The organism is Nostoc sp. 106C (assembly GCF_002154725.1).
Classification (GTDB): Bacteria; Cyanobacteriota; Cyanobacteriia; order Cyanobacteriales; family Nostocaceae; genus Aulosira.
In genome coordinates, this window is sequence record NZ_MTAW01000232.1 from 20,064 (window position 1) to 43,901 (window position 23,838).

At 39.9% G+C, this 23,838-nt stretch carries 19 protein-coding genes; 11 read left to right on the forward strand and 8 right to left on the reverse strand.

Translation table 11 applies throughout. The features are described from left to right. Positions 1-138: 138 nt before the first annotated feature. The 6 genes from BV375_RS33655 (at position 139) to BV375_RS33680 (ending at position 9,145) form a co-directional block, all read left to right on the forward strand. On the forward strand, positions 139-2,214 hold the full coding sequence (locus BV375_RS33655) for a prolyl oligopeptidase family serine peptidase (RefSeq protein ID WP_086768775.1): 2,076 nt from the start codon (positions 139-141) through the stop codon (positions 2,212-2,214). Between the two features lie 332 nt (positions 2,215-2,546). Further along, entirely contained in the window at positions 2,547-4,370 is a 1,824-nt protein-coding gene (locus BV375_RS33660; RefSeq protein ID WP_086768676.1) for an ATP-binding protein, read from the forward strand. Positions 4,371-4,434: 64 nt separating this feature from the next. Beyond that, positions 4,435-5,181 (forward strand): response regulator, encoded by a 747-nt coding sequence (locus BV375_RS33665; protein WP_134076274.1) that lies wholly within the window; start codon positions 4,435-4,437, stop codon positions 5,179-5,181. Positions 5,182-5,210: 29 nt separating this feature from the next. Then, the gene (locus BV375_RS33670; protein ID WP_086768680.1) at positions 5,211-5,648 is read left to right on the forward strand and encodes a retroviral-like aspartic protease family protein; all 438 of its coding nucleotides are present in this window, start codon (positions 5,211-5,213) and stop codon (positions 5,646-5,648) included. 15 nt (positions 5,649-5,663) lie between these two features. Beyond that, positions 5,664-6,032: a hypothetical protein gene (locus tag BV375_RS38510; protein WP_086768681.1), complete on the forward strand. Its 369-nt coding sequence runs from the start codon at positions 5,664-5,666 to the stop codon at positions 6,030-6,032. Positions 6,033-6,370: 338 nt separating this feature from the next. Then, positions 6,371-9,145 carry a pitrilysin family protein gene (locus BV375_RS33680; RefSeq protein ID WP_086768683.1) on the forward strand — a complete coding sequence of 925 codons (2,775 nt, stop codon included), beginning with the start codon at positions 6,371-6,373 and terminating at the stop codon, positions 9,143-9,145. On the opposite strand, the gene BV375_RS33685 is transcribed toward BV375_RS33680, so the two are convergent. Beyond that, on the reverse strand, positions 9,142-9,378 hold the full coding sequence (locus tag BV375_RS33685) for a hypothetical protein (protein ID WP_086768685.1): 237 nt from the start codon (positions 9,376-9,378) through the stop codon (positions 9,142-9,144). The genes BV375_RS33680 and BV375_RS33685 overlap by 4 nt on opposite strands. 222 nt (positions 9,379-9,600) lie before the next feature. On the opposite strand from BV375_RS33685, the gene BV375_RS33690 reads away from it, so the two are divergent. Beyond that, the gene (locus BV375_RS33690) at positions 9,601-10,029 is read left to right on the forward strand and encodes a hypothetical protein (protein ID WP_086768687.1); all 429 of its coding nucleotides are present in this window, start codon (positions 9,601-9,603) and stop codon (positions 10,027-10,029) included. 396 nt (positions 10,030-10,425) lie between these two features. Here the strand turns inward: BV375_RS33690 and ung are convergent, their stop codons facing one another. The 3 genes from ung to hemJ form a co-directional block, all read right to left on the reverse strand. Further along, positions 10,426-11,112, reverse strand: a complete 687-nt coding sequence (gene ung / locus BV375_RS33695; RefSeq protein ID WP_086768689.1) for a uracil-DNA glycosylase — start codon at positions 11,110-11,112, stop codon at positions 10,426-10,428. A 710-nt stretch (positions 11,113-11,822) separates the two neighbouring features. Further along, positions 11,823-12,686 (reverse strand): DUF6671 family protein, encoded by an 864-nt coding sequence (locus BV375_RS33700; protein WP_086768691.1) that lies wholly within the window; start codon positions 12,684-12,686, stop codon positions 11,823-11,825. 123 nt (positions 12,687-12,809) lie between these two features. After that, on the reverse strand, positions 12,810-13,394 hold the full coding sequence (gene hemJ / locus BV375_RS33705; protein ID WP_086768693.1) for a protoporphyrinogen oxidase HemJ: 585 nt from the start codon (positions 13,392-13,394) through the stop codon (positions 12,810-12,812). Positions 13,395-13,640: 246 nt separating this feature from the next. Here hemJ and BV375_RS33710 point away from each other — a divergent pair, with 246 nt between their 5' ends. Then, positions 13,641-14,684, forward strand: coding sequence for a serine hydrolase (locus BV375_RS33710; RefSeq protein WP_279432991.1), 1,044 nt, complete (start codon positions 13,641-13,643; stop codon positions 14,682-14,684). 50 nt (positions 14,685-14,734) lie between these two features. Here the strand turns inward: BV375_RS33710 and BV375_RS33715 are convergent, their stop codons facing one another. The 3 genes from BV375_RS33715 to psbQ all read right to left on the reverse strand — a co-directional run bounded on the left by BV375_RS33715 (position 14,735) and on the right by psbQ (position 17,333). Beyond that, a complete protein-coding gene (locus tag BV375_RS33715) occupies positions 14,735-15,586 on the reverse strand; it encodes an alpha/beta fold hydrolase (RefSeq protein WP_086768695.1) in 852 nt (283 codons plus the stop codon). 79 nt (positions 15,587-15,665) lie between these two features. Then, positions 15,666-16,757: an FAD-dependent oxidoreductase gene (locus BV375_RS33720; protein WP_086768697.1), complete on the reverse strand. Its 1,092-nt coding sequence runs from the start codon at positions 16,755-16,757 to the stop codon at positions 15,666-15,668. 117 nt (positions 16,758-16,874) lie between these two features. Beyond that, positions 16,875-17,333: a photosystem II protein PsbQ gene (psbQ, locus tag BV375_RS33725; protein WP_086768699.1), complete on the reverse strand. Its 459-nt coding sequence runs from the start codon at positions 17,331-17,333 to the stop codon at positions 16,875-16,877. Between the two features lie 375 nt (positions 17,334-17,708). On the opposite strand from psbQ, the gene BV375_RS33730 reads away from it, so the two are divergent. The 3 genes from BV375_RS33730 to BV375_RS33740 all read left to right on the forward strand — a co-directional run bounded on the left by BV375_RS33730 (position 17,709) and on the right by BV375_RS33740 (position 22,244). Continuing rightward, complete coding sequence (locus tag BV375_RS33730; RefSeq protein ID WP_086768701.1) at positions 17,709-18,137, forward strand: hypothetical protein; 429 nt, start codon at positions 17,709-17,711, stop codon at positions 18,135-18,137. 239 nt (positions 18,138-18,376) lie between these two features. Beyond that, positions 18,377-18,859, forward strand: a complete 483-nt coding sequence (locus BV375_RS33735) for a hypothetical protein (RefSeq protein WP_086768703.1) — start codon at positions 18,377-18,379, stop codon at positions 18,857-18,859. Positions 18,860-18,869: 10 nt separating this feature from the next. After that, positions 18,870-22,244, forward strand: a complete 3,375-nt coding sequence (locus BV375_RS33740) for a WD40 repeat domain-containing protein (protein ID WP_243714137.1) — start codon at positions 18,870-18,872, stop codon at positions 22,242-22,244. Positions 22,245-22,462: 218 nt separating this feature from the next. On the opposite strand, the gene BV375_RS33745 is transcribed toward BV375_RS33740, so the two are convergent. Further along, positions 22,463-23,836, reverse strand: a complete 1,374-nt coding sequence (locus BV375_RS33745) for a nucleotide pyrophosphatase/phosphodiesterase family protein (RefSeq protein ID WP_086768779.1) — start codon at positions 23,834-23,836, stop codon at positions 22,463-22,465. Between the last annotated feature and the right edge of the window lie 2 nt (positions 23,837-23,838).

Below are 23,838 nucleotides of genomic sequence, written 5' to 3' on the forward strand. Positions count from 1 at the left end.
TCCACTAAGTTCCCTTCACAAGTAGTAGTCGAGAAATTAACCGATGGAGAAAGTATGAATAGAAACCCGTTCCTCCAACAGGTTTCTATCAACCCTTCTTCTGAACATTACGCACGGCAACGAGTTCCATCAAAAACTATGCTGACTTATCCACCTAGCCACAAGAGCGATCAAGTCGATAACTACCACGGTACTTCAGTGGCAGATCCTTACCGTTGGTTAGAAAATCCTGACTCGGCAGAAACAAGAACTTGGATTGAAGCAGAAAATAAAGTTACTTTTGCCTACCTCAACGAAATTCCTGTCAAGGAAAAAATTAAACAGCGCCTTACCAAACTGTGGAATTACGAAAGATACAGTATTCCATTTAAAGAAGGAGGATCTCTAGAGCATAAGTCCAGCGATCGCTACTTTTATTTCAAAAATGATGGGCTGCAAAATCAAAGTGTCCTCTACACTCTCAAAACTCTTGATGCCAAACCAAAAGTTTTACTCGACCCCAACAAACTCTCTGAAGATGGTACGGTTGCGCTTTCAGGATTATCCATCAGCAATAATGCTCAACTTTTAGCTTATGGTCTATCTACCTCCGGTTCTGATTGGCAAGAATGGAAAGTCCGCGATATCGAAACAGGCGAAGATCTAAAAGACCAACTACAGTGGATCAAATTCTCTGGCGTATCATGGACAAATGATAATCAAGGTTTTTTCTATAGCCGCTACGATGAACCGCAAGAAAAAACTAAATTAGAAGATGTTAACTACTATCAAAAACTTTATTATCATCGATTGGGTACTCCACAATCAGAAGATTTATTAATTTATCATCGACCCGATCAGAAAGAATGGGGTTTTAGTGGTGAAGTTACGGAAGATGGAAAATATTTAATAATTTCAGTTTGGTTGGGGACGGACTCGAAAAATTTAGTTTTTTATAAAGATTTGGCTAATCCCAATGCTGAAGTTGTAGAACTCATTAACAATTTTGAAGCAGATTATAGTTTTATTGAGCATGATAATACTGTCTTTTATTTTCGTACAGATTTAAAGGCACCTCGTGGCAGAGTTATTGCTATTGATACTAAAAAACCAGCACCAGAAAATTGGCAAGAAATCATCCCCCAGTCAGCAGAAACTTTAGAAGGTGTCAGTATACTCAATAATCAGTTTGTTGCTGATTATCTTAAAGATGCTCGCAGCCAATTCAAAATTTTTGACCTCAAGGGTGCATTGGTGCGTGAGGTAGAATTACCTGGGTTTGGTTCAGTCGGTGGCTTTGATGGCAAACGTCATGATACCGAAACTTTTTATAGTTTCACCAGCTTCACTACACCAGGTACTATCTATCGATATGATATGGTAACTGGAAAAAGTGAAGTTTACCGTCAGCCAAAGGTAGATTTTAATCCGGCAGATTACGAGACAAAACAAGTTTTTTATGAGAGTAAAGATGGCGCAAGAGTGCCAATGTTTATTACTCACAAAAAAGGCATTAAGTTAGATGGAAATAACCCTACCTATTTATATGGTTATGGTGGTTTTAATGCCTCAATGACACCTAGTTTTTCTGTAAGTGTTTTGGTATGGATGGAGATGGGTGGTGTCTATGCCATGCCTAATATCCGCGGTGGTGGAGAGTACGGTGAGGAATGGCACCAAGCGGGAATGAAATCGAAAAAGCAAAATGTCTTTGATGACTTTATTGCTGCTGCTGAATGGTTGATTGCTAATAAATATACCAAATCTGCAAAACTGGCGATCGCAGGTGGTAGCAATGGTGGTTTATTGGTGGGTGCTTGCATGACTCAGCGTCCAGATTTGTTTGGTGCAGCTTTACCAGCAGTCGGCGTAATGGATATGTTGCGCTTCCATAAATTTACTATAGGTTGGGCTTGGACTTCGGAATATGGTTCACCAGATAACCCAGAACAATTTAAAGCATTATATGCCTATTCGCCATTGCACAATCTCAAACCAGGTACAGCTTACCCAGCAACGCTAATTACCACAGCCGATCATGACGATCGCGTTGTCCCTGCTCATAGTTTCAAGTTTGCTGCGGCTTTGCAAGCGGCTCAGGCAGGTGATGCACCAGTGCTAATTAGAATTGAGACTAAGGCGGGACATGGTGCAGGTAAGCCTACAGCTAAGATTATTGAGGAGGTTGCAGATAAGTGGGCGTTTTTGGTACGTACTTTGGATATGAAAGTTTAGCGGATTTATTGGTTGCCCATATCCAACCTCAGAATAAATTTAACTGAACTAATGCCATTGTTAGGGAGTGGGGCAAACACGTAACTCAGGATAGAGCCTTAGTACTGAGCGCTTATCTTAAAGTATTGTTAGAGATTTAAGAAATAACTGGACTATGATATGTAGAATTCTATCATTAAGAGTTTTACTTAACCATGTGTACAGATGTGTTATTGTATCCAATTTTAAAGTTCTGTGCTTTCTAAAATTAGTAACAAAGACGCTACCAAAAAGTTTGCACACAAAATAATATGTAGAAAATTCCTATTTACTATAACTTCTCAAGTTAACTTATGGAATCCCAAGCCCTTCGCCATCAGCTGAGTAGTCTCAATGAGGTAAGTAAGACTTTAATGGAGTGTGAAAGTATTGAAGATGCTGTACAAAAAGCGCTAGCAGAAGTTCGCCAACGATTAAATGTTAAGGTCGCATCTATTTTCTTATTCTCTAACAATGGTGTAATTAAACGAGTAGGAATTAATGGTGTTGATAAAAATGGAAACTTAATTGGAGACAATTGGTTCCCTAATGAGAATTATAATCCAGGAGAGAGCTTTTCGGGAAAAGCAGTACCACCCACAGGGCTAGAGTTTGCTTTTGGGGAACCGCACTATTCCAATAATATTTTTGAGGAATATCCAGGAATGAACAATGGAATTCTCTACCGAGAGATGCTAGGAGAACTAAAATGTGGTATTTCTGTTCCTCTTAATGGTTTAAATAGAACTTTTGGTACTCTTGAAGTACTGAACAGTCAAGATCAACATGGCTTTACGAGTGATGATATTTATTGGTTAATGCTTATTGGCACAAACCTTGCTAATTTTCTCTCCTTTTTCCGAAGGAGAGAAAAACAGAAATTAATTAATTTAATGATAGAAAAGTTCATTTCTTTAGCACTAATAGATAAGAATTTTGACTTAAAGGAAGTTTATCAATTTGTTGCAGATGCGTTGGTTGGCAACCTTCCTAAATTTTATAATCTTACGACTTTTAAAGCTTGTATTATACGCCTTGTTAATGAAAATGAGGATTTAGAAATTAAGGCTAAATCTCATACTAATGATATATCTTGGGAAGCAAGAAAAGATGGTTCAGTAAAAGCAGGCAGCCATATTGTCGGCGAAGTTTATCGAACAAGTAAGCCTTGTTTTATTGTAGATATTGATTCTGAAATTGATAAGTTTAATAATAAAGAGTGGATAAAAGCACATAAGCTAAAATCATTTGCGTGCTTGCCTCTTTCAGTAAAAAATGAATGTGTGGGAACTATTTCTATCTATACAAATTATAGCCATTATTTTTTCGGTAGTAATAAAATATTTTTAGAAGGTATAGCTTTTCTAACCGCAGCTATTATGGCAAGAGTTCGTATTGTTCGGGAATTACAAAAAGTTCGTAGAGAGCTTAATGCAGAACGGGAAAAAGTTCTTAATGCTTCTCTATTAGTAGGATATGATTCATTATTAAGCGGGTTTTTACACCAGTATAAGAATGAACTTACTGATTTTTATCAAATTTTAAAAATTATTTCAAATAGTCAGAAAAGTCAGAAAGAAAAAGAATTAATTATTGATAATAAACTCCATTGGATTAAAAAGCGAGTTGATGAACTAAAAACTGAATTTAAACAGGATAACTTTGTTGCAGTTGAAATTAATAATTTGATTAAAGATGCTGTAAAACTCATATTATCTGAGGATAAAGAGATTGAAGTTATAGAAAAGTATGACGTTACTATTCCAATAATTTTAATTGATGAAAGTAAAATAAGACATGTTATTTATAATTTACTTTCCAATGCTGTAGTCGCAATCAACAAATCTAATAGAAAAAATGGTCACATCTTGGTTAAGACCGATATTATTACAGCAGAGCGCATACAATATATCCAAATAGTAGTTGAAGATAATGGCATTGGAATTCCTCATGAAAATTATGAAAATATTTTTGAGCAAGGATTTACAACTCGTAGAGATGAAGGAGGGACAGGAATGGGTTTATACATCACTCATGAGATACTTGAAGATTATGGAGGAAAAGTATATTTTGATTCAAAAGTCGGTAAAGGTACAAAGTTTTTTGTACAAATTCCTCTTAAACGCTATTTAGTATGATTTATTCAGAAAGTATGAATCAGATAAAGTCAAAATATCATAAAAATTAAGCAGGAGGTTTGAAGTGCCATCTGTTCTACATCGTAATAGCAAAACTAATTTCAGTTCAGCGTTGATGCTAGAAAGTACAGTAGTTGTAATGGAAGATAGTAAAGATGTACAAAACGTTATCAGAGAAGTGATAGAAGACAAATTAAATTGGAATTTAAAGATAGTATCTAATAAAGAAGAAGCTGTTGAAATTTTAGAACAAAAGCAAGTAGGATTTTTTATTCTTGATAACTGGGTAGGAAATAAACAAGAAGGGTTAGATGCTCTTGAGCAAATTAGAGAAGTAGATCCAACTGTATTTGTAGCTATTTTTTCTCATTATGAACGCTTCAAAAATCAGGCATATAAACTTGGATGTAATTTATTTGTAGAAAAATCTCCTGATATAAGAGACGGCATTAATTATATAGCTACTGAAATGCTGAAATATCGTCTTGAAGTTCTTGAAGTATTTAAAAAAAAGACCGATGAACAGCTTTTATCACTGAACACCTCAGAATCTAATGAAGAGCGCAACATTACCAAATATCAAAAGCTCAAATCAGATTCAAATTGGTTGAAAGAAAATCAAGGAAAATTCGTTGCTTTGGTTGATGGGGAATGTGTGAAGAGTAGCGATAACGAAACTGATGAAAGTGGTATAGATTTGCTGAATTGGTTAATTAGTGCAGATAAATATCGTGATAAACAAAGGTTTTTTGCAAAAGTTGAAAAAGAACTAGAAACTATAGACGAACCAAGCTCTCTGTGGTTTGATTAGTATAAATACTAGTTATGTTGTAAAATAGTATGTTTGAGTACGGTAATTTACAGACGAACACGTGTATCGGACCACAATGCACTATATTACTTTGTAATCCTTCAAATATTGAACAAAATATCAGTATTGATGCCATTGTTGATAGTGGAGCTGTTAGAACTTGTATTCCAGTATCTAAGCTCAAACGTTTAGGCAATTTAGTTCAAGGTAATACAGTTAGTATGAGGGATGCAAATGGAGGATATCAAACTAGAGAAGCTTATTTTGTTGATATAAAAATAGGCAATGATTTATTTGAAAATATTCAAATTATAAAAATTCCTGATAAAGAACCTCCCAAAAATAATTACGCAATAATTGGCAGAGATGTACTTAATGAAAAGAAGGTCATGCTTAATGCTCATGATGGAAAGTGGAGATTAAATTGTGGTCAAAGCTGTGACATCATATTTATTGAACATAAATAACCAAAGTAAAATTGTATGAATAAAAAAGTTCAATTTTTAGTCAATTTTTACAAGTATGCATTTCTTGGACAAATTAAGAAATATGATTCTGGTTTTACTCCTGATATGGAGGAGGTTCCTATAGAGGAAGCTAATATTGAAACACAAGGATATCCAGACATACGAGTTTCTTCCCAAGAACAAATTAGAAGTAAACTAATTGTTACAATTAATCGCCTTCTAGTAGTAGTTTGTTCTGTATCATTCTTTGTGATTATCGTTTATCCATTTATTTATCCTAATAAGTCAGTTCCTGATATTATTCAAAATGCTTTCTTCACAACCTTAGGTTGGTTCGGAGGTGCATTAGGAACGTTTTTCCAAATAGAAAGAAATCAACCATGAATTTGATATTTGATTGTGAGCGAAACACTTGGATACTGGTTAGGACTTACGCAAGTGTCTCGCGATTTTTATTTGAGGCTGTCTATAGTCAATAGTCCAGAAAAGCGAGTTTTTGACCATTAACTGTGGACTGTTGACAACTCTAACCTTTATTTAGGGAGCTAGTTGTGTAATTTCTAACTAGTAAATCTCTATTACTCTACATCAGAAAGGCGATCGCTCATTAAACTCAGAAGAAGGAAAGCCTGTTTTGTGGTGCGTCACTCGTAGTTTCAGGATGATTGTTACCATTGATTTTTAATCTCAGTTAAATTGAGAATTTGCATTCTGAATTGTTTATGAAGCTACGCTCATACATGCTTATAGGGTTATTACTTAGTCTGCTCCTAAGTACTGTGCCCTTTTCTGGCAATCTTTCCCATGCTGCAACACCAACAGCAGTAGCACCTGTATCTGGGCTTTCGCTCACCCAAGGAGTGCAAAAAACGGTGTTGGACAACGGCTTAACAGTACTTACTAAAGAAATACATACTGCTCCTGTAGTCAGTGTGCAGGTATGGTACAAAGTCGGATCTCGCAATGAGGGTAAAGGGGAGAGTGGTATCTCCCACCAATTAGAGCATTTGATGTTTAAAGGAACTAAAGATCGGCCGGTGCAGTTTGGGCGGCTATTTAGTGCTTTAGGCAGTCAATTCAATGCGTTTACTAGCTACGATGAGACAGTCTACTTTGGCACAGTGCGCCGAGATAAACTCGAAGCACTGCTGACTTTGGAAGCCGATCGCATGGTAAATTCGTTAGTTGGGCCTGAGCAACTAACAAGTGAAAAACGGGTGGTGATATCCGAGTTGCAAGGGTATGAAAATTCACCTAGCTATCGTCTGAGTAAGGCAGTAATGCAAGCTGCTTTCCCTAACAGAGCATACGGTTTATCTGTGGGAGGTACAAAGGCCGATGTCGAAAAATTTACGGTGGAACAGGTACGTAATTATTACCAAAGATACTACAGTCCAGAAAATGCCACGTTGGTAATCACAGGGGATTTTGCTACAGAACCGACGCTCAAGGCTGTCAGAGAAACTTTTGGTAAGGTGGCGCAACGAGCAAAAAAAGACGTGGGGACGCAAGGACGTAAGGACGCGGTGAATTCTGTTGCTGCTCAAAAAGCGCCCATTGTTTTGAAACAACCAGGAAGCGCAGCGCTGCTGCAAACAGTGTATCCTCTACCAGACATTAACCATCCTGATGTCCCGGCAATTGATGTGACGGATATGATCCTAACTGGTGGACGTAGTTCTAGGCTTTACCAGGCTTTGGTAGAATCTGGACTGGCTAGTTCAGTTAATGGTAGTGCCGCAGAGCTTCTGGAACCGGGTTGGTATGAAATTAACGCTACGGCAGCTCCAGGTAAAGATTTAGCAAAAATTGACCAGGTACTCCAACAATCTTTGGCCAAACTGCAACAGCAGCCAGTTACTAAGGAAGAATTAGATCGCGCTAAGACGCAACTCCAAGCTAATTTTATCTTAGGTAACCAGGACATCACCAGTCAGGCACAACAACTGGGATATAACCAAACTATTACTGGAGATTATCGTTTTGTAGAAAAGTATTTAGCTGCGATCGCCAAAGTTACGCCAGCAGATGTGCAACGAGTGGCGAAAACTTACCTGAATTCAGCTAAACAAACTATCGGTTTCTTTGAACCAACCCAACCAGATGGTCAACAAGCATCTGCTAGCGGTGGTTCCGGTCGTACTGTTGAGAATTTTAGCCCCGGTAAACCTGTAGATCCAGCAGAACTTGCTAAATACTTACCTCCTGCTACCTCTGCCACTAGTTCAAGTCAACAAGCCCTACCAGAGCAGTTTACTTTAGCAAATGGGTTGCGGGTGCTACTGTTGCCTGACCACAGTGTTCCTACTATAAATCTCAGTGGACAAATTGACGCTGGTACTGTATTTGATGGCAATCAAAAAGCTGGACTAGCAAATTTAACTGCTAGCAACTTAATGAATGGAACGCAAACTCAAAACGCCCTGACTCTGGCAAAAACCTTAGAAGATAGGGGAGCTAGTCTCGACTTTGGTGCAGGCCGTGAAGGAGTGAGCATTAGTGGTCAAGGGCTATCAGCGGATCTGCCAATATTAATTCAAACTCTGGCGGATGTCGCCCAACATGCAACATTCCCCGCTGACCAATTAGAACTGACTCGTCAACGGGCATTGACCAGTCTAAAAGTGCAACTTGATGACCCCCAAGGGCTGGGAAGAAGGGCATTCCAGCAAGCAATTTACCCAGAAAATCATCCCTTCCACAGCTTTCCCACCCCCGAAAGCTTCAAGAGCATTACTCGTGATGATGTGCTGCGCTTTTACCAAGAACATTATCGACCGGATACCACAACGATCGCTTTGGTCGGTGATTTTGAGCCAGCTAAAGTCAAAGCTTTGCTGAATCAGACTTTTAGTAAATGGCAAGCCAAGGGCAAGCCGCCGATTCTCAACTTGCCCAACGTACCTTTACCTCAAGCTCTGAAACGCTTAAATAAGGTAATTCCAGGTAAGGCAGAGGCTGTTACTTACATTGGTTACAATAGCATTTCGCGCAAAGACCCACGTTTCTATGCAGCTATGGTGTTGAATCAAATTTTAGGTGGTGATACCTTGTCTAGCCGCTTAGGTACAGAAGTGCGCGATCGCCAGGGTTTAACCTACGGGATTTACAGCGCCTTTGCTGCGGGAATCAATCCCGGGCCTTTCTTGATTCAGATGCAGACAGATCCTCAAGATGCTGAAAAAGCGATCGCTAGCACCCTCGCTTTACTTAAACAGATTCGAGAGCAAGGAGTGACTGAAGCAGAATTGAACAATGCAAAACGCTCAATTTCCAACAGCTACCCTGTGGATTTAGCCAATCCTAGCGATGTAGCAAACATTATTTTGGGAAATGCTGTCTATGGGCTTTCACCAAGGGAAATTCGAGACTTTCCTCGACAAATTGAGTCTGTCAATATGACTCAAGTACAACAGGTAATCCAGGAATTAATTAAACCAGAGAATGTAGTAATTGTGACAGCCGGCTCTGAAGTCACTGCACACAAGGGCAGCTAATTGCTTTGTATGTAGGGTAGCCAGTGCGTTAGCGGCGTAGGAACTTCACCCGTAGGGTCTTGGGGGTTATCCCCCAAGACTGACTGCCGTAAGGGTTTTCCGGCTTGTAGCATCTGGTGAAGGATAATGCTGACGCTACTGCAAAACTTGAAAAAACAGCGATCGCTAATACCAATTTGAAAAATGATTGCGGCAGATGGAAATCTGAAACCCTTACCCAATAGATGTTTCACAATCTAGAATCTAATAGGACTTACGCACTCGTGACGAAAAACTAAGCCTTTGCGATTACTTCGCTTCGCTCGTAATGACATAAAATCGTAGTCCTTGCGTAAGTCCTGTCTAAAATCCAAAATGGTAGAAGTCTTAAGATTTTTTGTATTTTGATTCACTTGTTTTTTGCAACACAGTACTAAAAAGTAGAAATAGTAAATCTAGATTTGACTAAACATTAGGTGAAACAAGTATTCAATCAGGTTTTGCTGGGAGTAGTAGCTGCTATTACTACTTTTCCCACAATCAACATTTCAGTTTTCGCTGCCAAGGCTGACTCTAAATGCATCAGTCAAATCACTGGTAAACCAGGCAATCTATTCTCAGGAGATTGCATTCCCAATGGGCTATGGATCAACCCCAACTATGGTTTGGAGTATGCCCGATTGATGCGTATAGCAATTAAGGCTGCTGCAAATAAAGATGATTACAATACAGCCATTATTAATTTTTCTAGGGCACAAGGTATATCAGGTGTGACAGATTCTGAAGTCCGGCGTGGGCTATTGGGAGCAATCTTAGCGAAATCACTTCAGAAAAATCCTGTACAGGGCTATTTTCCTTCGAGAATTTGGCTACTAGTTACTGGGGAATTTAGTCAAGGCAGCTAATTATCAATGCAAAATTAAAACATAATAGTTCACTACATTAACATTGCCAGGTGTATATATTCACCTGATTTTTGCTTGATCATCTGTAGCAAAGTTATACTAAAACTGGACTTCCCCCATACAAATGTACTAAAATCTCTAAAAACTATACCAATTAAAGGTTTCAATTGTTGACTTAAAAAACTGTACCCATGTCTAAGCAATAGCCGTTTTGGTGATCGCGCAGAACATTGTAGATTCAATATAATTGGCGATCGCTTGAAGGCGTGAATGACCTACATGGCTACAGAAATTTTGCTCAACAATTTAAACCCATGCAATGATAGGCTTTTGAGCCTGTGTAGGTATATTTGCTGGGGGAAGTCCAGCTAAAAACTCTTATTTAGCAGGACAAATTTATACATCAAAGTCTAGAAGCTGCCAATCAATCTCTGGCTTACCAAAGGAACGCAACGCTAAATTAATAGACGAGAAAGGTTTACTACCAAAAAAGCCATTACGTGCAGAAAGTGGTGAAGGGTGTGCCGATTGAATCACTGTATGAAATGTTGTATCAATTAATTTCAGCTTTTTCTGTGCGTACCCACCCCATAATACAAAGACAACCGGATCTAGCTTTTGGTTAACTTTGCTAATGACTGCATCTGTGAAAGTTTCCCAACCCTGATTTTTGTGAGAATTCGGTGTGTGTGCCCTCACGGTTAGCACTGCATTTAACATCAAAATGCCTTGTTTAGCCCATGATACTAAATATCCATGATTCGGGATATTAAACCCAACATCATCTTTAAGTTCTTTAAAGATATTACTCAATGATGGAGGTGGCTTGATACCAGGTTTTACAGAAAAGCATAATCCATGTGCCTGGTTGCGATCGTGATAAGGATCTTGACCAAGTAACAAGACGTTTACTTTTTCGTAGGGTGTCAATTCAAAAGCGGAAAAAACATCTTCTTCAGGCGGATAGATGGTGTGCGATTGACGTTCTTCTACTAAAAAACTTTGAAGTTTAGTGAAGTAGGGTTTGCTAAACTCTTCAAACAGTACTGTTTGCCAAGAAGGCGAAATTTTGCTAATCGTCAAATTTATTGCCTTTACTTAAGTATGTAAGCGATAATTATAACAATTTTCATAAATGTATCTCCCAACTGTGAAGTTTTGACTAACACTAGGTATTTTTTCCAATATCAATTTCCGAAACTATATCCAATAAAAATTTAGTAAATAAGCTGTTTCTGGCTTAATTATTGAAGCGTTAGTCTATTTTAAAGTGAACACAAGAATATGCTTCTGCTATTATTAGGGACAGATATTCTAGAACTTTTTCTGAAGATACTGTTTTAAGTATCAGAGAATCTAAATTCAATAAAGTTAGTGTTCAAGTTCCTGAACCTATCTCCTGTGGGGGTATCATGCTTGCCAGTCTGATGGGATTGTGGATGAAACGCAAGCAGAAGCTAGAGCATGATTGATTTAAATAGAGTTAGCAATTACTATTATCGATGCATCTACTATGAGTTTTAGCTGCTACTGAATTCTGCAAGCGCAATTTACAAGTAATAACATCTGCATCTATAAAATTTGGGTAATAGTAAATTCAATTTGCGTATATTCATACAGCGATCGCATGATTTTAATACTAATTTTATGTAATTGCCACATATAGTTGTTACACTGGTAGGAAGCAAACATTGAGTTTGCTCCTCACACCATACTACTACCCTCTTGTTTGTCAATGGCAAGGGGGTTTTTTTATTGCAAGCTACCAAGTTACACTTGAGGGTTACAGCTTCTCAGGGATTACAATACATACATTGTCCTGGATCGGCAAACTCTATGCCATGAGGAGATAATTTTTCTTGGCTAAAACCACATTTTTGGCACTGATAAATTAGATAATGTACCAAGGTGGTGGGCATAGCGCACATTGCACAAGGTAATCCTTTGATTCGTTTAGTGATGTCAAACCCAGGGATATTACATTGCGGGCAGTAGCTTTTAATCTTGGTTAACAAGTCATAGGTAGCTTTTTCGATATTTTTCATCCGTGTGGGGTTGTAGAGTGCTCGCATATCGGTTTCAAGATACACTTTACCGTTTGGTGAATTATTCAATGCCCAATTCCACGCTTTTAGGAATTTTTCTTCGGTAGTAATACCTTTAACTATATCGCTGCTATCTTTAGCTATTTGCTGATAACTAACAACCAGCCCATGTTCTGGAAAACCAACTTTGCTTGCAAAATCATAGGCTTGTTGAATATTGTCCACAACCTGATGGTTAAAATTAGTTTCAAGAGACAATTCTTCGCCAATAATTTCTAGCTCGTTTTCTCGATCTAATAAAATAACAATTTCTCGATTCGAGTAAATATAAGGTAGCGATGGATGAGGTGCAAAGCTACCTTCACTCGCAATTGCTAAACTTGCACCTGTTAAATCTAGCACTTTTGTAGCTTTCAATCTAGCTGCTGCAATCTGAGTGCCAGGTCGTTCTATCTCTCTAGTGAATGTACCAAAAACATCAGTATTGAAATTCGGTGGTACTCTAACTTCAATACCTAACTCATGCTCCAAGATAGGAGCAATAACTCTTTGTTTTTGGTGCATTGTCGCTAGTATTGCCACACGATTACTAAATAATTGCTGATTTTTCATCATGGGTTTACCTCCTGTTACTATTTCGGCAAGATTAGTTTGTCATAAAGCTTAATTTTAAACACCCTTTAGCCACGAGCAATTAACTCTAAAACGTCCTAAAATTGCCGAAATTGAGAATAACTAACCTTGTTCCTGAGCAACCTGTCCTAACTGTGCTGTCAACTTTTCTCGATCACGCTTGCGTTTTTTTGCGTAAAGCTGAATTGTCACTGCCATTAAAATAATTGCGGCAAAAACAACCCAGACGGTGATATCTGTAGGGAGATTGTTCTTAAACACAGCTAGTAGTACAATCACCATCAACATAACTGTAGGTGCTTCATTTAAAGCCCGTAATTGCTGACTATTCCACCGACATTCATCTACTGCTAGCTTCTTCATTAGCCGGGAGCAGTAATGATGATAGCCAATTAATAAGGCAACAAAAACTAGTTTGATATGCAGCCAACCCTCTTTCAAGACATCCGGTTCAGTAGTTAAAAGTCCAATTGCCATTGCTACAGTCACCAACATTCCTGGAGTTGTAATGATACTGTAGAGGCGTTTTTCCATAATTTGATACTGATTTTTCAGTATCGTGCGTGCTGGTTCCGGTTCTTGGTTGGCTTCAACGTGATAGATAAAAAGACGTACTAGGTAGAACAAACCAGCAAACCAGACTACGAAGCCAATAATATGAAACGCTTTAAACCAGGAATAAGCCATGAATTGTAACCTGCCTGTCTCAACTTGTTGTAGAGTAGCGATCGCCTAAATGGCCGCAAGTACTCTCTTTATCAGGTTACGGTAAAACCTTATGCGGCAACCGATCGCGAGTCAGCAGATAGATTAAGAAGTGTGAACTCTCATGACAAGATTAACAGCTAGCGATCGCCATTTGCGACAGCTTTTCTAGTATCGCCAAGCTTTTGGTAAACTTAAGCCCTGATATGGGAGTTTTATTTTGCCAAGATGCTGATTGACGACTACATCTGGGACACAATGACTAAACACCAGATTCCGGGACTCTCTGTTGCAGTGGTGCAGGAGGGTGAACCTGTTTTGGTTAAGGGCTATGGATTGGCAAATGTAGAGCACAGGGTTCCAGCAACTGAAAAGACAGTTTATGAAATTGCTTCTATTGGTAAAACATTCACAGCTACAGCCACAATGATGCTAGTGGAAGAAGACGTAATTTCGCTGGATGAAGCGATCGCAGACTACCTGGATCATTTACCTCTAGCTTGGCAGAGTGTGACAATTAAACAGATTCTGTCTCACCAGTCAGGAATTCCCAACTATACCCATGCACCAAACTACTGGGAAATTACCCGTCTTGATTTATCAAAATCGGAAATATTGGCTTTAGTTACCGATTTACCTCTCAAATTCCCACCAGGGGAGTTTAGTGCTTACGACAACACAGGCTACTATCTCCTGGGGTTGATGCTGGAAAAACTCACCAAAAAATCCTATGGAGATTTCTTGCGCCAGCGGATTTTTGAGCCTTTAGGCATGAATGCAACCGTGATGAATCATCCCAGAGATATTGTGTTGCACCGGGCTGCTGGCTATCGTTTTTTAGAAAGTAAGCTCGTTAATAAACCATACTACAGTCCCTCAGTTACATATTCAGCTGGAGGTCAACTCTCCAGTATCGAAGATATGGTGAAGTGGGAACAGGAACTTTATAGTGCAACTTTGCTCAAGCAAGCAACCCTTGATTTGATGTGGACTCCCCACCCTCCAAATAGAGGCGATGATTGGGAGAAGCTGAGATACGTAGCGGGTTTAGGATGGTGGATATTAAATTATAGCGATCGCCGCGTAGTTAGTCACAATGGCTCGATTTTAGGATTTGCAAGTAATATTACTCGCTTTATTGATGACAAAATTACCGTAATTGTGTTGTGTAATTTAGATCAAGTTTCACGACCAGATGCGATCGCGAAAGAAATTGCTGGATACTACTGCCCAGAACTAGCTAAAATTTCGCTTCAGCCACCACTTGCTTGAATATAGACGCGGGGACGCGGGGACACGGGGATGAGGGAAACAACTGACCACTACTTCGATTCAGCACGACGCAGAAAGGGTAAAAGGTCTTCTAAAATTGTCTCGTGGTAGTGTTCTTGAGGGTAATGACCAACGTTATTCAGCTTTACTAATTCAGCGTTCGATACAGAATTGGTAAAATTTTCTGCTATTTCTACAGGTAACCAAGGGTCAATCATACCCCATTGAATTAAAATCGGTTGTTGCCATTGTTGAAAACCAGATGCAATTTCTGTCATGGCTGAGTCGAGTTGCAAATTGCGAATAGTTGCAAGAAGACCTCGCCCAGGTGCAGAACTTTTCAAATATGGTCGACGATAAACATCTAAATCTTTATCTTCTATACGGTAACGGCTACCACCTTCTAAAGTACGGTCAACTAAAAGGGGGTCTTGGGTCATCATTTCACCTGCTAAAGGTAAACCCATTTGTTTAATTTTCCAAGGTAATTTAGCAGTAGTTGAAATTGGTGTATTTAAAATAGCTAAATTGGCAATTTTTTTGGGGTTACGCAAGGCATATTGAAGTCCTACAGAACCTAAAAAACCTTGCACAACTAAAGAAAATCTTTCAAGTTCTAGTGCTTTAATAAATTCTTCTAAAGCTGCAATAAATGCCTCAGGAGTGTAAGCAAAATCTCGTTTTTCTGGAGTTGCCGAAAAGCCATAACCAATCCAATCAGGAGCGATGGCTCTTGTCCCCTGGTTCGCTAAAGCAGGTAAAATATGACGCCAACTGTAACTTTGCGAGACAATGCCGTGTAGCAATACTACAGGTAGTAAATCACTTCTACCAATTGGTGTAGCTTCACGATAGAACCACTCTAATGAATTTACGGTTATTTTATGTTCTGTTAATGACACGCTAAGTTCCTATCAATTTTGTATGTAAAAGCCTCTGGCATCTAATGCCAGAGCAAAACGATAAAAAGTTATGTTTTTATTAAGAATCGATAGGAATAATCATCTCACGAATTGCATAAGCTGTTGCGGGTGCTAGTAAAACACCGTTGCGATAGTGCCCGGTGGCTAAGAGGACATTACTCAACCCAGGTAACTTACCAATAACTGGTGCTGGGCGTTCTTCAGGACGAGGACGTAAACCTGACCAAGTACGGATAATATTTGCCTGTGCTAACTCTGGGCAGAAAGCGATCGCTTGTTGTCTAATAGATTCCAGTAATTCTTGATTGGGCGATATTTCATCACCATTACTCGGAAATTCCACGGTGGCACCTATCCAGTAGCCGCCACCTCCCACAGGGACGATGTGAACATCATTACCAGTAATTGCCGGCTGGAAGTCAGGATTTCCTAGTGGATGCTCTAAATGTAGTTGTAATGCTTGCCCCAGTACAGGGCGGATATCAACCATGTGGTGTAATTGTGCTGTCAATGGAGTTGAACCCAGCCCAGCGGCGACTACAAACCAGTCAGCAGCAATCTTCCCGGCAGTTGTTTCTAGTTGGTGGCACAATTGGGGTGAAGTTTCGGCACCTGACACAGTCACGCCAAATTGGAAGGTAACACCGTTATGCTGAGCAGCCTCAACTAAAGCTAATGTTAGGGCTGTGGGGTCAAGTTGGCGGTCTTGAGGAGAATAGATAGCGCCTATAATTTTTTCGTTATCTATCTGAGGACAGATATTTTGTAGTTTAGTCTGATCCCAGATTTCTAACTGCCAGCCTTGAGAGTGGCGAATTGCTAACAACTTTTCCCATTCTGCTAAATTTTCTTCTTCCAGGCGAAGACTAAGAATTCCTTGACGGTTGAAGGGAATTTTACGACCTGTGATAGCTTCTAATTCGGGAATCAAAGTTTCATAGCGTTGGATGCTAGTTTGTCGCATCTGCCAAGCCTTACCCTTGATTTTGTGGCTAATTACGCCCATCAACACACCGAGTGCAGCGCCGGTGGAACCTTGTGCTGGTGGTTGGCGATCGCAAACAGTAATGTTTAGACCTTTAACTAGACTTAGTTCATAGGCGATCGCTGCCCCAACTACACCACAACCGATAATTACTACATGACTCATGACTTTATCCAGAAGTTAGGAGTTAGAAATTTGTGATTCCTAACTCCTAACTCATAACTCAGCAACGCCAGTTGCTTCAACACGGCGAACCCGCGCAACGCACTGGTTCCTCAGCACTTATGATTGAGTGCTTGTCTCTGGAAGCAGATCGAGGAATTTGTTAATATCTGCAAAAGCCGCTTGGTAGTTACTCAAAGCAAGTTGAGTATTGCCTGCGGTAGCAGCTTTATCGATTTTAACCAGGTGGTTAAAAAAATCTCGCGTGATTTGACGTGCTGCGGCTTGATCCTTGGGTAAAAGGTTAGGAGCTACGTAAGACATGTCCAGTCTAGCTTCTGTTATCGGACCATGTATAAAATTACTCACATTTATCCAATCTCTTTGTTGGATTAGGTTTTTCAATTCTTCTGAGCGATCGCGCACAGCCTGAATATCTGGTACATATTCCTGGATTTTGGTTAGTTGCGCTGTTGTATAAGTAGGAGGTGCTACTGCAACACTGGGACCACCACAACTGATCAGGAATGTTGCCAACAATACTAAAATCAATGACAAAAGAGAGCGTTGACGCGACATATATTGAACTAATTTGCTGTTTGTTTGCCGACTAACAGTGTAATTTTATATCGCTAAGGTAATATATAGTTCTTACCAGCAAAGGATTTTCGGCAAGATTTTTGATACTAGCTTCCTATTTTCTAAAAATAGACTAGCGACTGCTTAACTTTTGAAAAATTTAAGTATAATTACTCAATATGAGTTGTCTTATCCATAAACTTCAACAAGCAGTTTTTAGGAGTTTTTGTTAACAATGATTGTTAGGAAAGCATAATTTAGAGTTGCGAAATAGAAAAGACCTTGATAAGCTGAAACACTAATACCATGAACCTTCTGGCGGTTTTCTGTAGTCACATTTCCCATAGGCCGATGCAATATTAGGAGTGTTTTTTCGTGAACGCATCTGAACAAGCAACTAACCTTGAACTCGCCAGCAAGATTGCTACGGTAGTTAATTTGTTTAAATTTGAGTTTCCTGATGCCAAATCAGATCTTAAACCTTGGAAGAACGATCCAGAAACAAGAGAGTTAGTCGATCCAGATTCGATAGATATCGGCTTTCACTTTCCTGGTATTAGTAAATCCTGGCGTAGTCGTAGTGTCTTAATTCAAATCCGAATTTATCAAGACCCGGTAAGCAATTCACGTCGTGCGATCGGTGTAGAAGTTGCTGCATTTGACCATCGCGGTGAGGCTTGGCGACTTTCTACCATAGATAACTGGAGTATTGTCGGTACTTCTGTCCCTTCGCTTCAAGTTGGGGATAAGTTAAAACTAATTTGCCGACAAATTTTAGAAGTATTTAATAAATCTAGTGAGTAAAATTACTTGATAAAAAGCTGTTGAAATTTCTAGATAATTTGTTATTTGTGATAACTCACAGATAATTTAGCCATGCTATAAGATATTTGTCACAACTATAATTCACATCAAATATAAACTCTAAAAGTTTCGGGAAGATTTATACTTATTCACCGGAAACATTGTCTCATTGTGTAGATAATTACCAGGCTTATACAGCTTGTTAAATCAATAATTTAATTAACAGGAGTTAAGCTCAAATGCTATCGAGTGAGAGATTAGCCAATTTAGAACAAGTATTAAATTTACGTTATGAAACCCTTACTGAAGCGCAGAATCGCCTTGCGATAAGTGACAACATCTTTGAGAGAACTGCTATTAAACAGAGAATCCGGCAAGAAATATTACCAGATATACGTCAGTTTGAAGCTGAGTATTGGGAACTGCTAGCACAACAAGCACGCTCTACTACAGTTGCAGAAGCAGATGCAAGTAATGCCATTATTGAAGTTGAGTCGCAAGTCGTTCAATTAATGAGCAATACCTCCTACCCAGATCAATTGATGCGGTTATTGGAAGAAATTCGTAACCAGCTTAACCAACCAGAAAATCCTGCGGCTGCAAAAGCAAAGTTAGCGCTAAATTTAATACCAGGAATTTTATCCTATGAAGTAGAACTGAATACAACAACAGCCCTGAAAAACGTTTTTCAACCAATTAGAAATTTATTTAGAGAAAAGTAATGGCCCCGATGTGTCTTGCCCATATCGGGGCTTATTAGCATTTCACGAGCAAGATCGAGAATACTTTTTTGGGCGAGAGAAATATGTTGAAGGTTTATTGAAAGTAGTTCACCAACAACCTTTAGTAGCTTTGATTGGTGCTTCTGGAAGTGGTAAATCTTCAGTAGTGTTTGCGGGACTCATTCCCAGATTACGAGAAACGGGAAATTGGCTAATTGAATCTTTTCGTCCCCAGAGTCAGGCTAGTTACGGATTGGCTTCTGCTTTAGTGCGTCTGCTACAACCAGAACTCGATGAAATTCAACAACCAGGGCGAGCAAAAGAACTGCTTGCAGATATAGAGAAGGGTTTAACATTGCCGGAAGTATTAGCAAGTGTTCTCCAACGCCATCCTCATCAAAGATTATTGTTAGTCATTGATCAATTTGAAGAACTTTATACCCTTTGCCAGGATAGCCAAGAACAACAGCGATTTGTTGATGTGTTGCTGGCAGCAATTCAATCAGCCCCAAATAACTTGACGCTGGTGTTGACATTGCGGGCAGATTTTTTCAGTTATGTGTTGAATTATGCGCCTTTTGGAGAAGCATTACAACAACACAAGCCGCAGTTACTCAGTGCAATGAACCGTGAAGAAATGGAAACTGCAATTGAGCAGCCAGCGAAGAAGATGGGGGTGACACTGGAAGAAGGACTAACAGAACGTATTCTTGATGATGTGAAGCAGGAACCGGGAAACTTGCCTTTGCTGGAGTTTGCCTTGACTCAACTGTGGGCAAAGCAGAGTCGGAGACAATTGACACATCAAGCCTATGTACAAATTGGGGGAGTAGCTAAGGCGCTGGCAAATCATGCAGAAACAGTTTTTGAACAATTAAATGAGGCTGATAAAAAACGGGCAGAACGGGTATTCATTCAATTAGTGCATCCGGGAGAAGGGACAGAAGACACCCGTTGTATTGCTACTCGTGAAGCCATAAGCGGTAATAATTGGGATTTGGTAACGCAGCTAGCTTCAAAACGCCTGGTAGTGACTGGACGGGATGAAGAAAAGCAAGCAGAAACAGTTGAGGTGGTGCATGAAGCCTTAATTCGGGAGTGGACGCAGCTGCGTGGGTGGATGAACGATCACCGGAAGTTTCGCACCTGGCAAGAACGCTTGAAAGGGCGGATGCGGGAATGGGACGCAGCGGGTAAGGAGGATAAGCAAGCATTATTATTACGGGGTTCACCTTTAGCTGAGGCGGAAGATTGGCTAAGTAAGCGTAAAGAAGAACTTGGTGATACAGAAACAAATTTTATTCAGGAGAGTGTAGCATTACGAGAACAGGAGAAGGAAGAAGAAAAACGCAGGCGCGAAGAAAAGATACGCCAACAGCGTCGCATTAATATTGTGCTTACTAGCTTCTCTGTAGCAGCCATGACTTTAGCAGGGTTAGCTGGTATTGGCTGGAGGAGCGCTGCCATCAATGAAATAAATTCCAATGCAAAGAATTCATCTGCACTTTTAAGTTTAGATGGGCAAGAAGCCTTAAAAACAAGTTTAAAAGCTGTTGTGCAAATGCAACATACACCTTGGGTAGACGTAAATACCCGTACCCAAGTAGAACTGGCATTAATGCATATAGTTCACAACGTTGCAGCGCCAAACACCTTAGGAGGACACGCAAACTCGGTTTATGGCGTCAGCTTCAGCCCAAATGGCAAGATGCTGGCAACAGCAAGTGCTGACAACACGTTGAAATTGTGGAATATCAGCACTGGTAAAGAAATTAAAACTCTTATCGGGCATACTAACTCGGTTAATGGCGTCAGCTTCAGCCCAGATGGCAAGATGCTGGCAAGCGCAAGTGATGACAACACGTTGAAATTGTGGAATACCAGCACTGGTAAAGAAATTAAAACTCTCATCGGGCATACTAACTCGGTTAAAGGTGTCAACTTCAGCCCAAATGGCAAGATGCTGGCAAGCGCAAGTAGTGATAACATGGTGAAATTGTGGGATATCAGCACTGGTAAAGAGATTAAAACTCTCATCGGGCATACTAACAGGGTTAATGGCGTCAGCTTCAGCCCGGATGGCAAAATGCTGGCAAGCGCAAGTGTTGATCGCACGGTGAAATTGTGGAATACCAGTACTGGTAAAGAAATTAAAACCCTCAGTGGTCATACAAACTGGGTTTATAGCGTTAGCTTCAGCCCAGATGGCAAAATGCTGGCAAGCGCAAGTGTTGATCGCACAGTGAAACTGTGGAATACCAGTACTGGTAAAGAAATTAAAACCCTTATCGGGCTTACAGACTTAGTTTTGAGCGTCAGCTTCAGCCCGGATGGCAAAATGCTGGCAACTGCAAGTGGTGATAACAAAGTGAAATTATGGGATACCAATACGTACAAAGAGATTAAAACCCTAATTGGGCATACAAATTGGGTTTATGGCGTCAGCTTCAGCCCGAATAGCAAAATGCTGGCAACTGTAAGTGGTGATAACACAGCGAAATTGTGGGATACCAGTACGTACAAAGAGATTAAAACCCTCAATAGTCATACAAACTGGGTTTATGGCGTCAGCTTCAACCCGGATGGCAAAATGCTGGCAAGCGCAAGTGGTGATAACACGGTGAAATTGTGGGACACCAGCACTAGTAAAGAAATTAAAACCCTCATCGGGCACACAAACTCAGTTAAAAGTATTAGTTTCAGCCCGGATGGCAAAATGCTGGCAAGCGCAAGTGACGATAACACAGTGAAATTGTGGGATACCATTACCTATAACGAGATTAAAACCCTAACTGGTCATACAAACTCAGTTAATAGCCTCAGTTTCAGCCCGGATGGTAAGATGCTGGCAACCGCAAGTGTTGATCACACAGTGAAATTGTGGGATACCAGTACCTATAACGAGATTAAAACTCTAACTGGTCATACAAACTCGGTTAATAGCCTCAGCTTCAGCCCGGATGGTAAGATGCTGGCAACCGCAGGTGATGATAACACAATAAAATTATGGGATACCAGTACCTATAACGAGATTAAAAGCCTCATCGGGCATACAAACTCGGTTAATGGCGTCAGTTTCAGCCCGGATGGCAAGATGCTAGCAAGCGTAAGTGTTGACAAAATGGTGAAATTGTGGAACATCAACACTTATAAAGAAATTAAAACCCTCAGTGGTCATGCATACTGGGTTTATGGAGTCAGCTTCAGTCCGGATGGCAAGATACTGGCAACCGCAAGTGCTGACAAGACGGTGAGATTATGGAGGCGAGATTTTGATTATTTATTAAACCAAGGGTGCAATTTTATAGGCGAGTATCTTAAGCCTAATCCTAAAGATGAGGAGGCGCGTGAGATTGACAAGAATTTGTGTAAGGGTAAGCGATAGGCTTCGGGGACAAGGAAGACAGGGAGGAATTATTTAGATTTTGGTTGCTGATTAGCGATCGCTTTTCTGCAAAACCACTTGGCATTACTCACTTACGCGATCGCCTTCATCACAAAAATCATTCCATCCATAGAGAACATTAAAGCATTTTTGACGAACGCTTTAACGTTCTTTATTAACGTGAAGGCATTCATCACAAACGTGAAAGCGATACACATCTAAATTTTTAAATGCTGGAGAATCAAAGAGCAAACATCCGTTGCAGCAATTAAGTCTTGATTAACTAAATCAGTCTGATGGCTAATCAACATCGGACCTTCCTCTAGAGACGTAGCGATACAACCATGAGAACCGCGCACTAAAGAAGCATCCAGAGGAATCACGTCCATGAGGTAACGCAAACCAAGCTGTTTCTGCAACAGCTTGGTAGCGATTTTGAGTTTGGGAAATTTCAGTTGCGGATCGAGGAAAAGTTCTACAGGATCGTAGCCTGGTTTGCGGTGAATATCCACGGTTCTGGCAAAATCAGGCGCTTTCGCATCATCCAGCCAGTAGTAATAGGTAAACCAAGCATCAGATTGAGCGATCGCCACTAACTCCCCAGATCGAGGATGATTGAGATGGTAGGCTTGTTTCCCCTCTTCGTCTAATACCTGCACTACACCTTCAGTTGTTTCTAGCAAATCGCGCACTTTCGGAATATACGTCGGATCGTTCACATATATATGTGCAACTTGATGATCGGCTACAGCAAAAGCAATACTAGCACCAGGATCGAGTAGTTCTTTTCCTAACTCTTCTCTAACAGTAATTAAACCATTTGTACGGAGGACACGGTTCAAATCCACTGCTTTAGAAACTGGAATAATGCCATACTCTGAAAGTACAATTACTTGAGTATTACGTGCTTGATAATAATTAATTAGTTCGCCACAGACAACATCAATTTCTTTTAAATCTTTTTGTATTTGCTTTTCATCTTGACCAAATTTTTGTAAACAGTAATCTAAATGAGGTAAATAAATTAATGTGAGTGTAGGGCTGTAGCGTTCCTCAATCCACTTGGCAGAATTAGCAATCCATTGGCTAGAAACAATAGAGGTATTTGGTCCCCAAAAATTGAATAGTGGGAACTGACCTAAATCTGATTGAATTTCCTCACGAATATCGGCAGGATAAGTATAAATATCAGGTAGTTTTCTACCATCTGCGGGGTACATCGGGCGGGGTGTAATCGCATAGTCTGCTGAAGAGTACATGTTGTACCACCAAAAAAGGTTGGCACAAGTAAAGTTGGGGTCAATTGATTTAGCAATTTCCCAAATTTTGGGAGCTTGCACTAATTTATTAGACTGTCGCCAGAACTTCACTTCACAATCATCACGGAAGTACCAACCGTTAGCAACAATGCCATGCTCATCAGGCAATTTTCCTGTTAAATAAGTAGCCTGAACTGAACAAGTCACAGCAGGTAATACTGATTTAATTGGAACTACTCGCCCTTTTGCTGCCCAATCAGATAAAAACGGCGTGTTTTCTCCTAGTAAACTGGGTGTTAAGCCGACGACATTTATAACAACCGTTTTCTGCATCA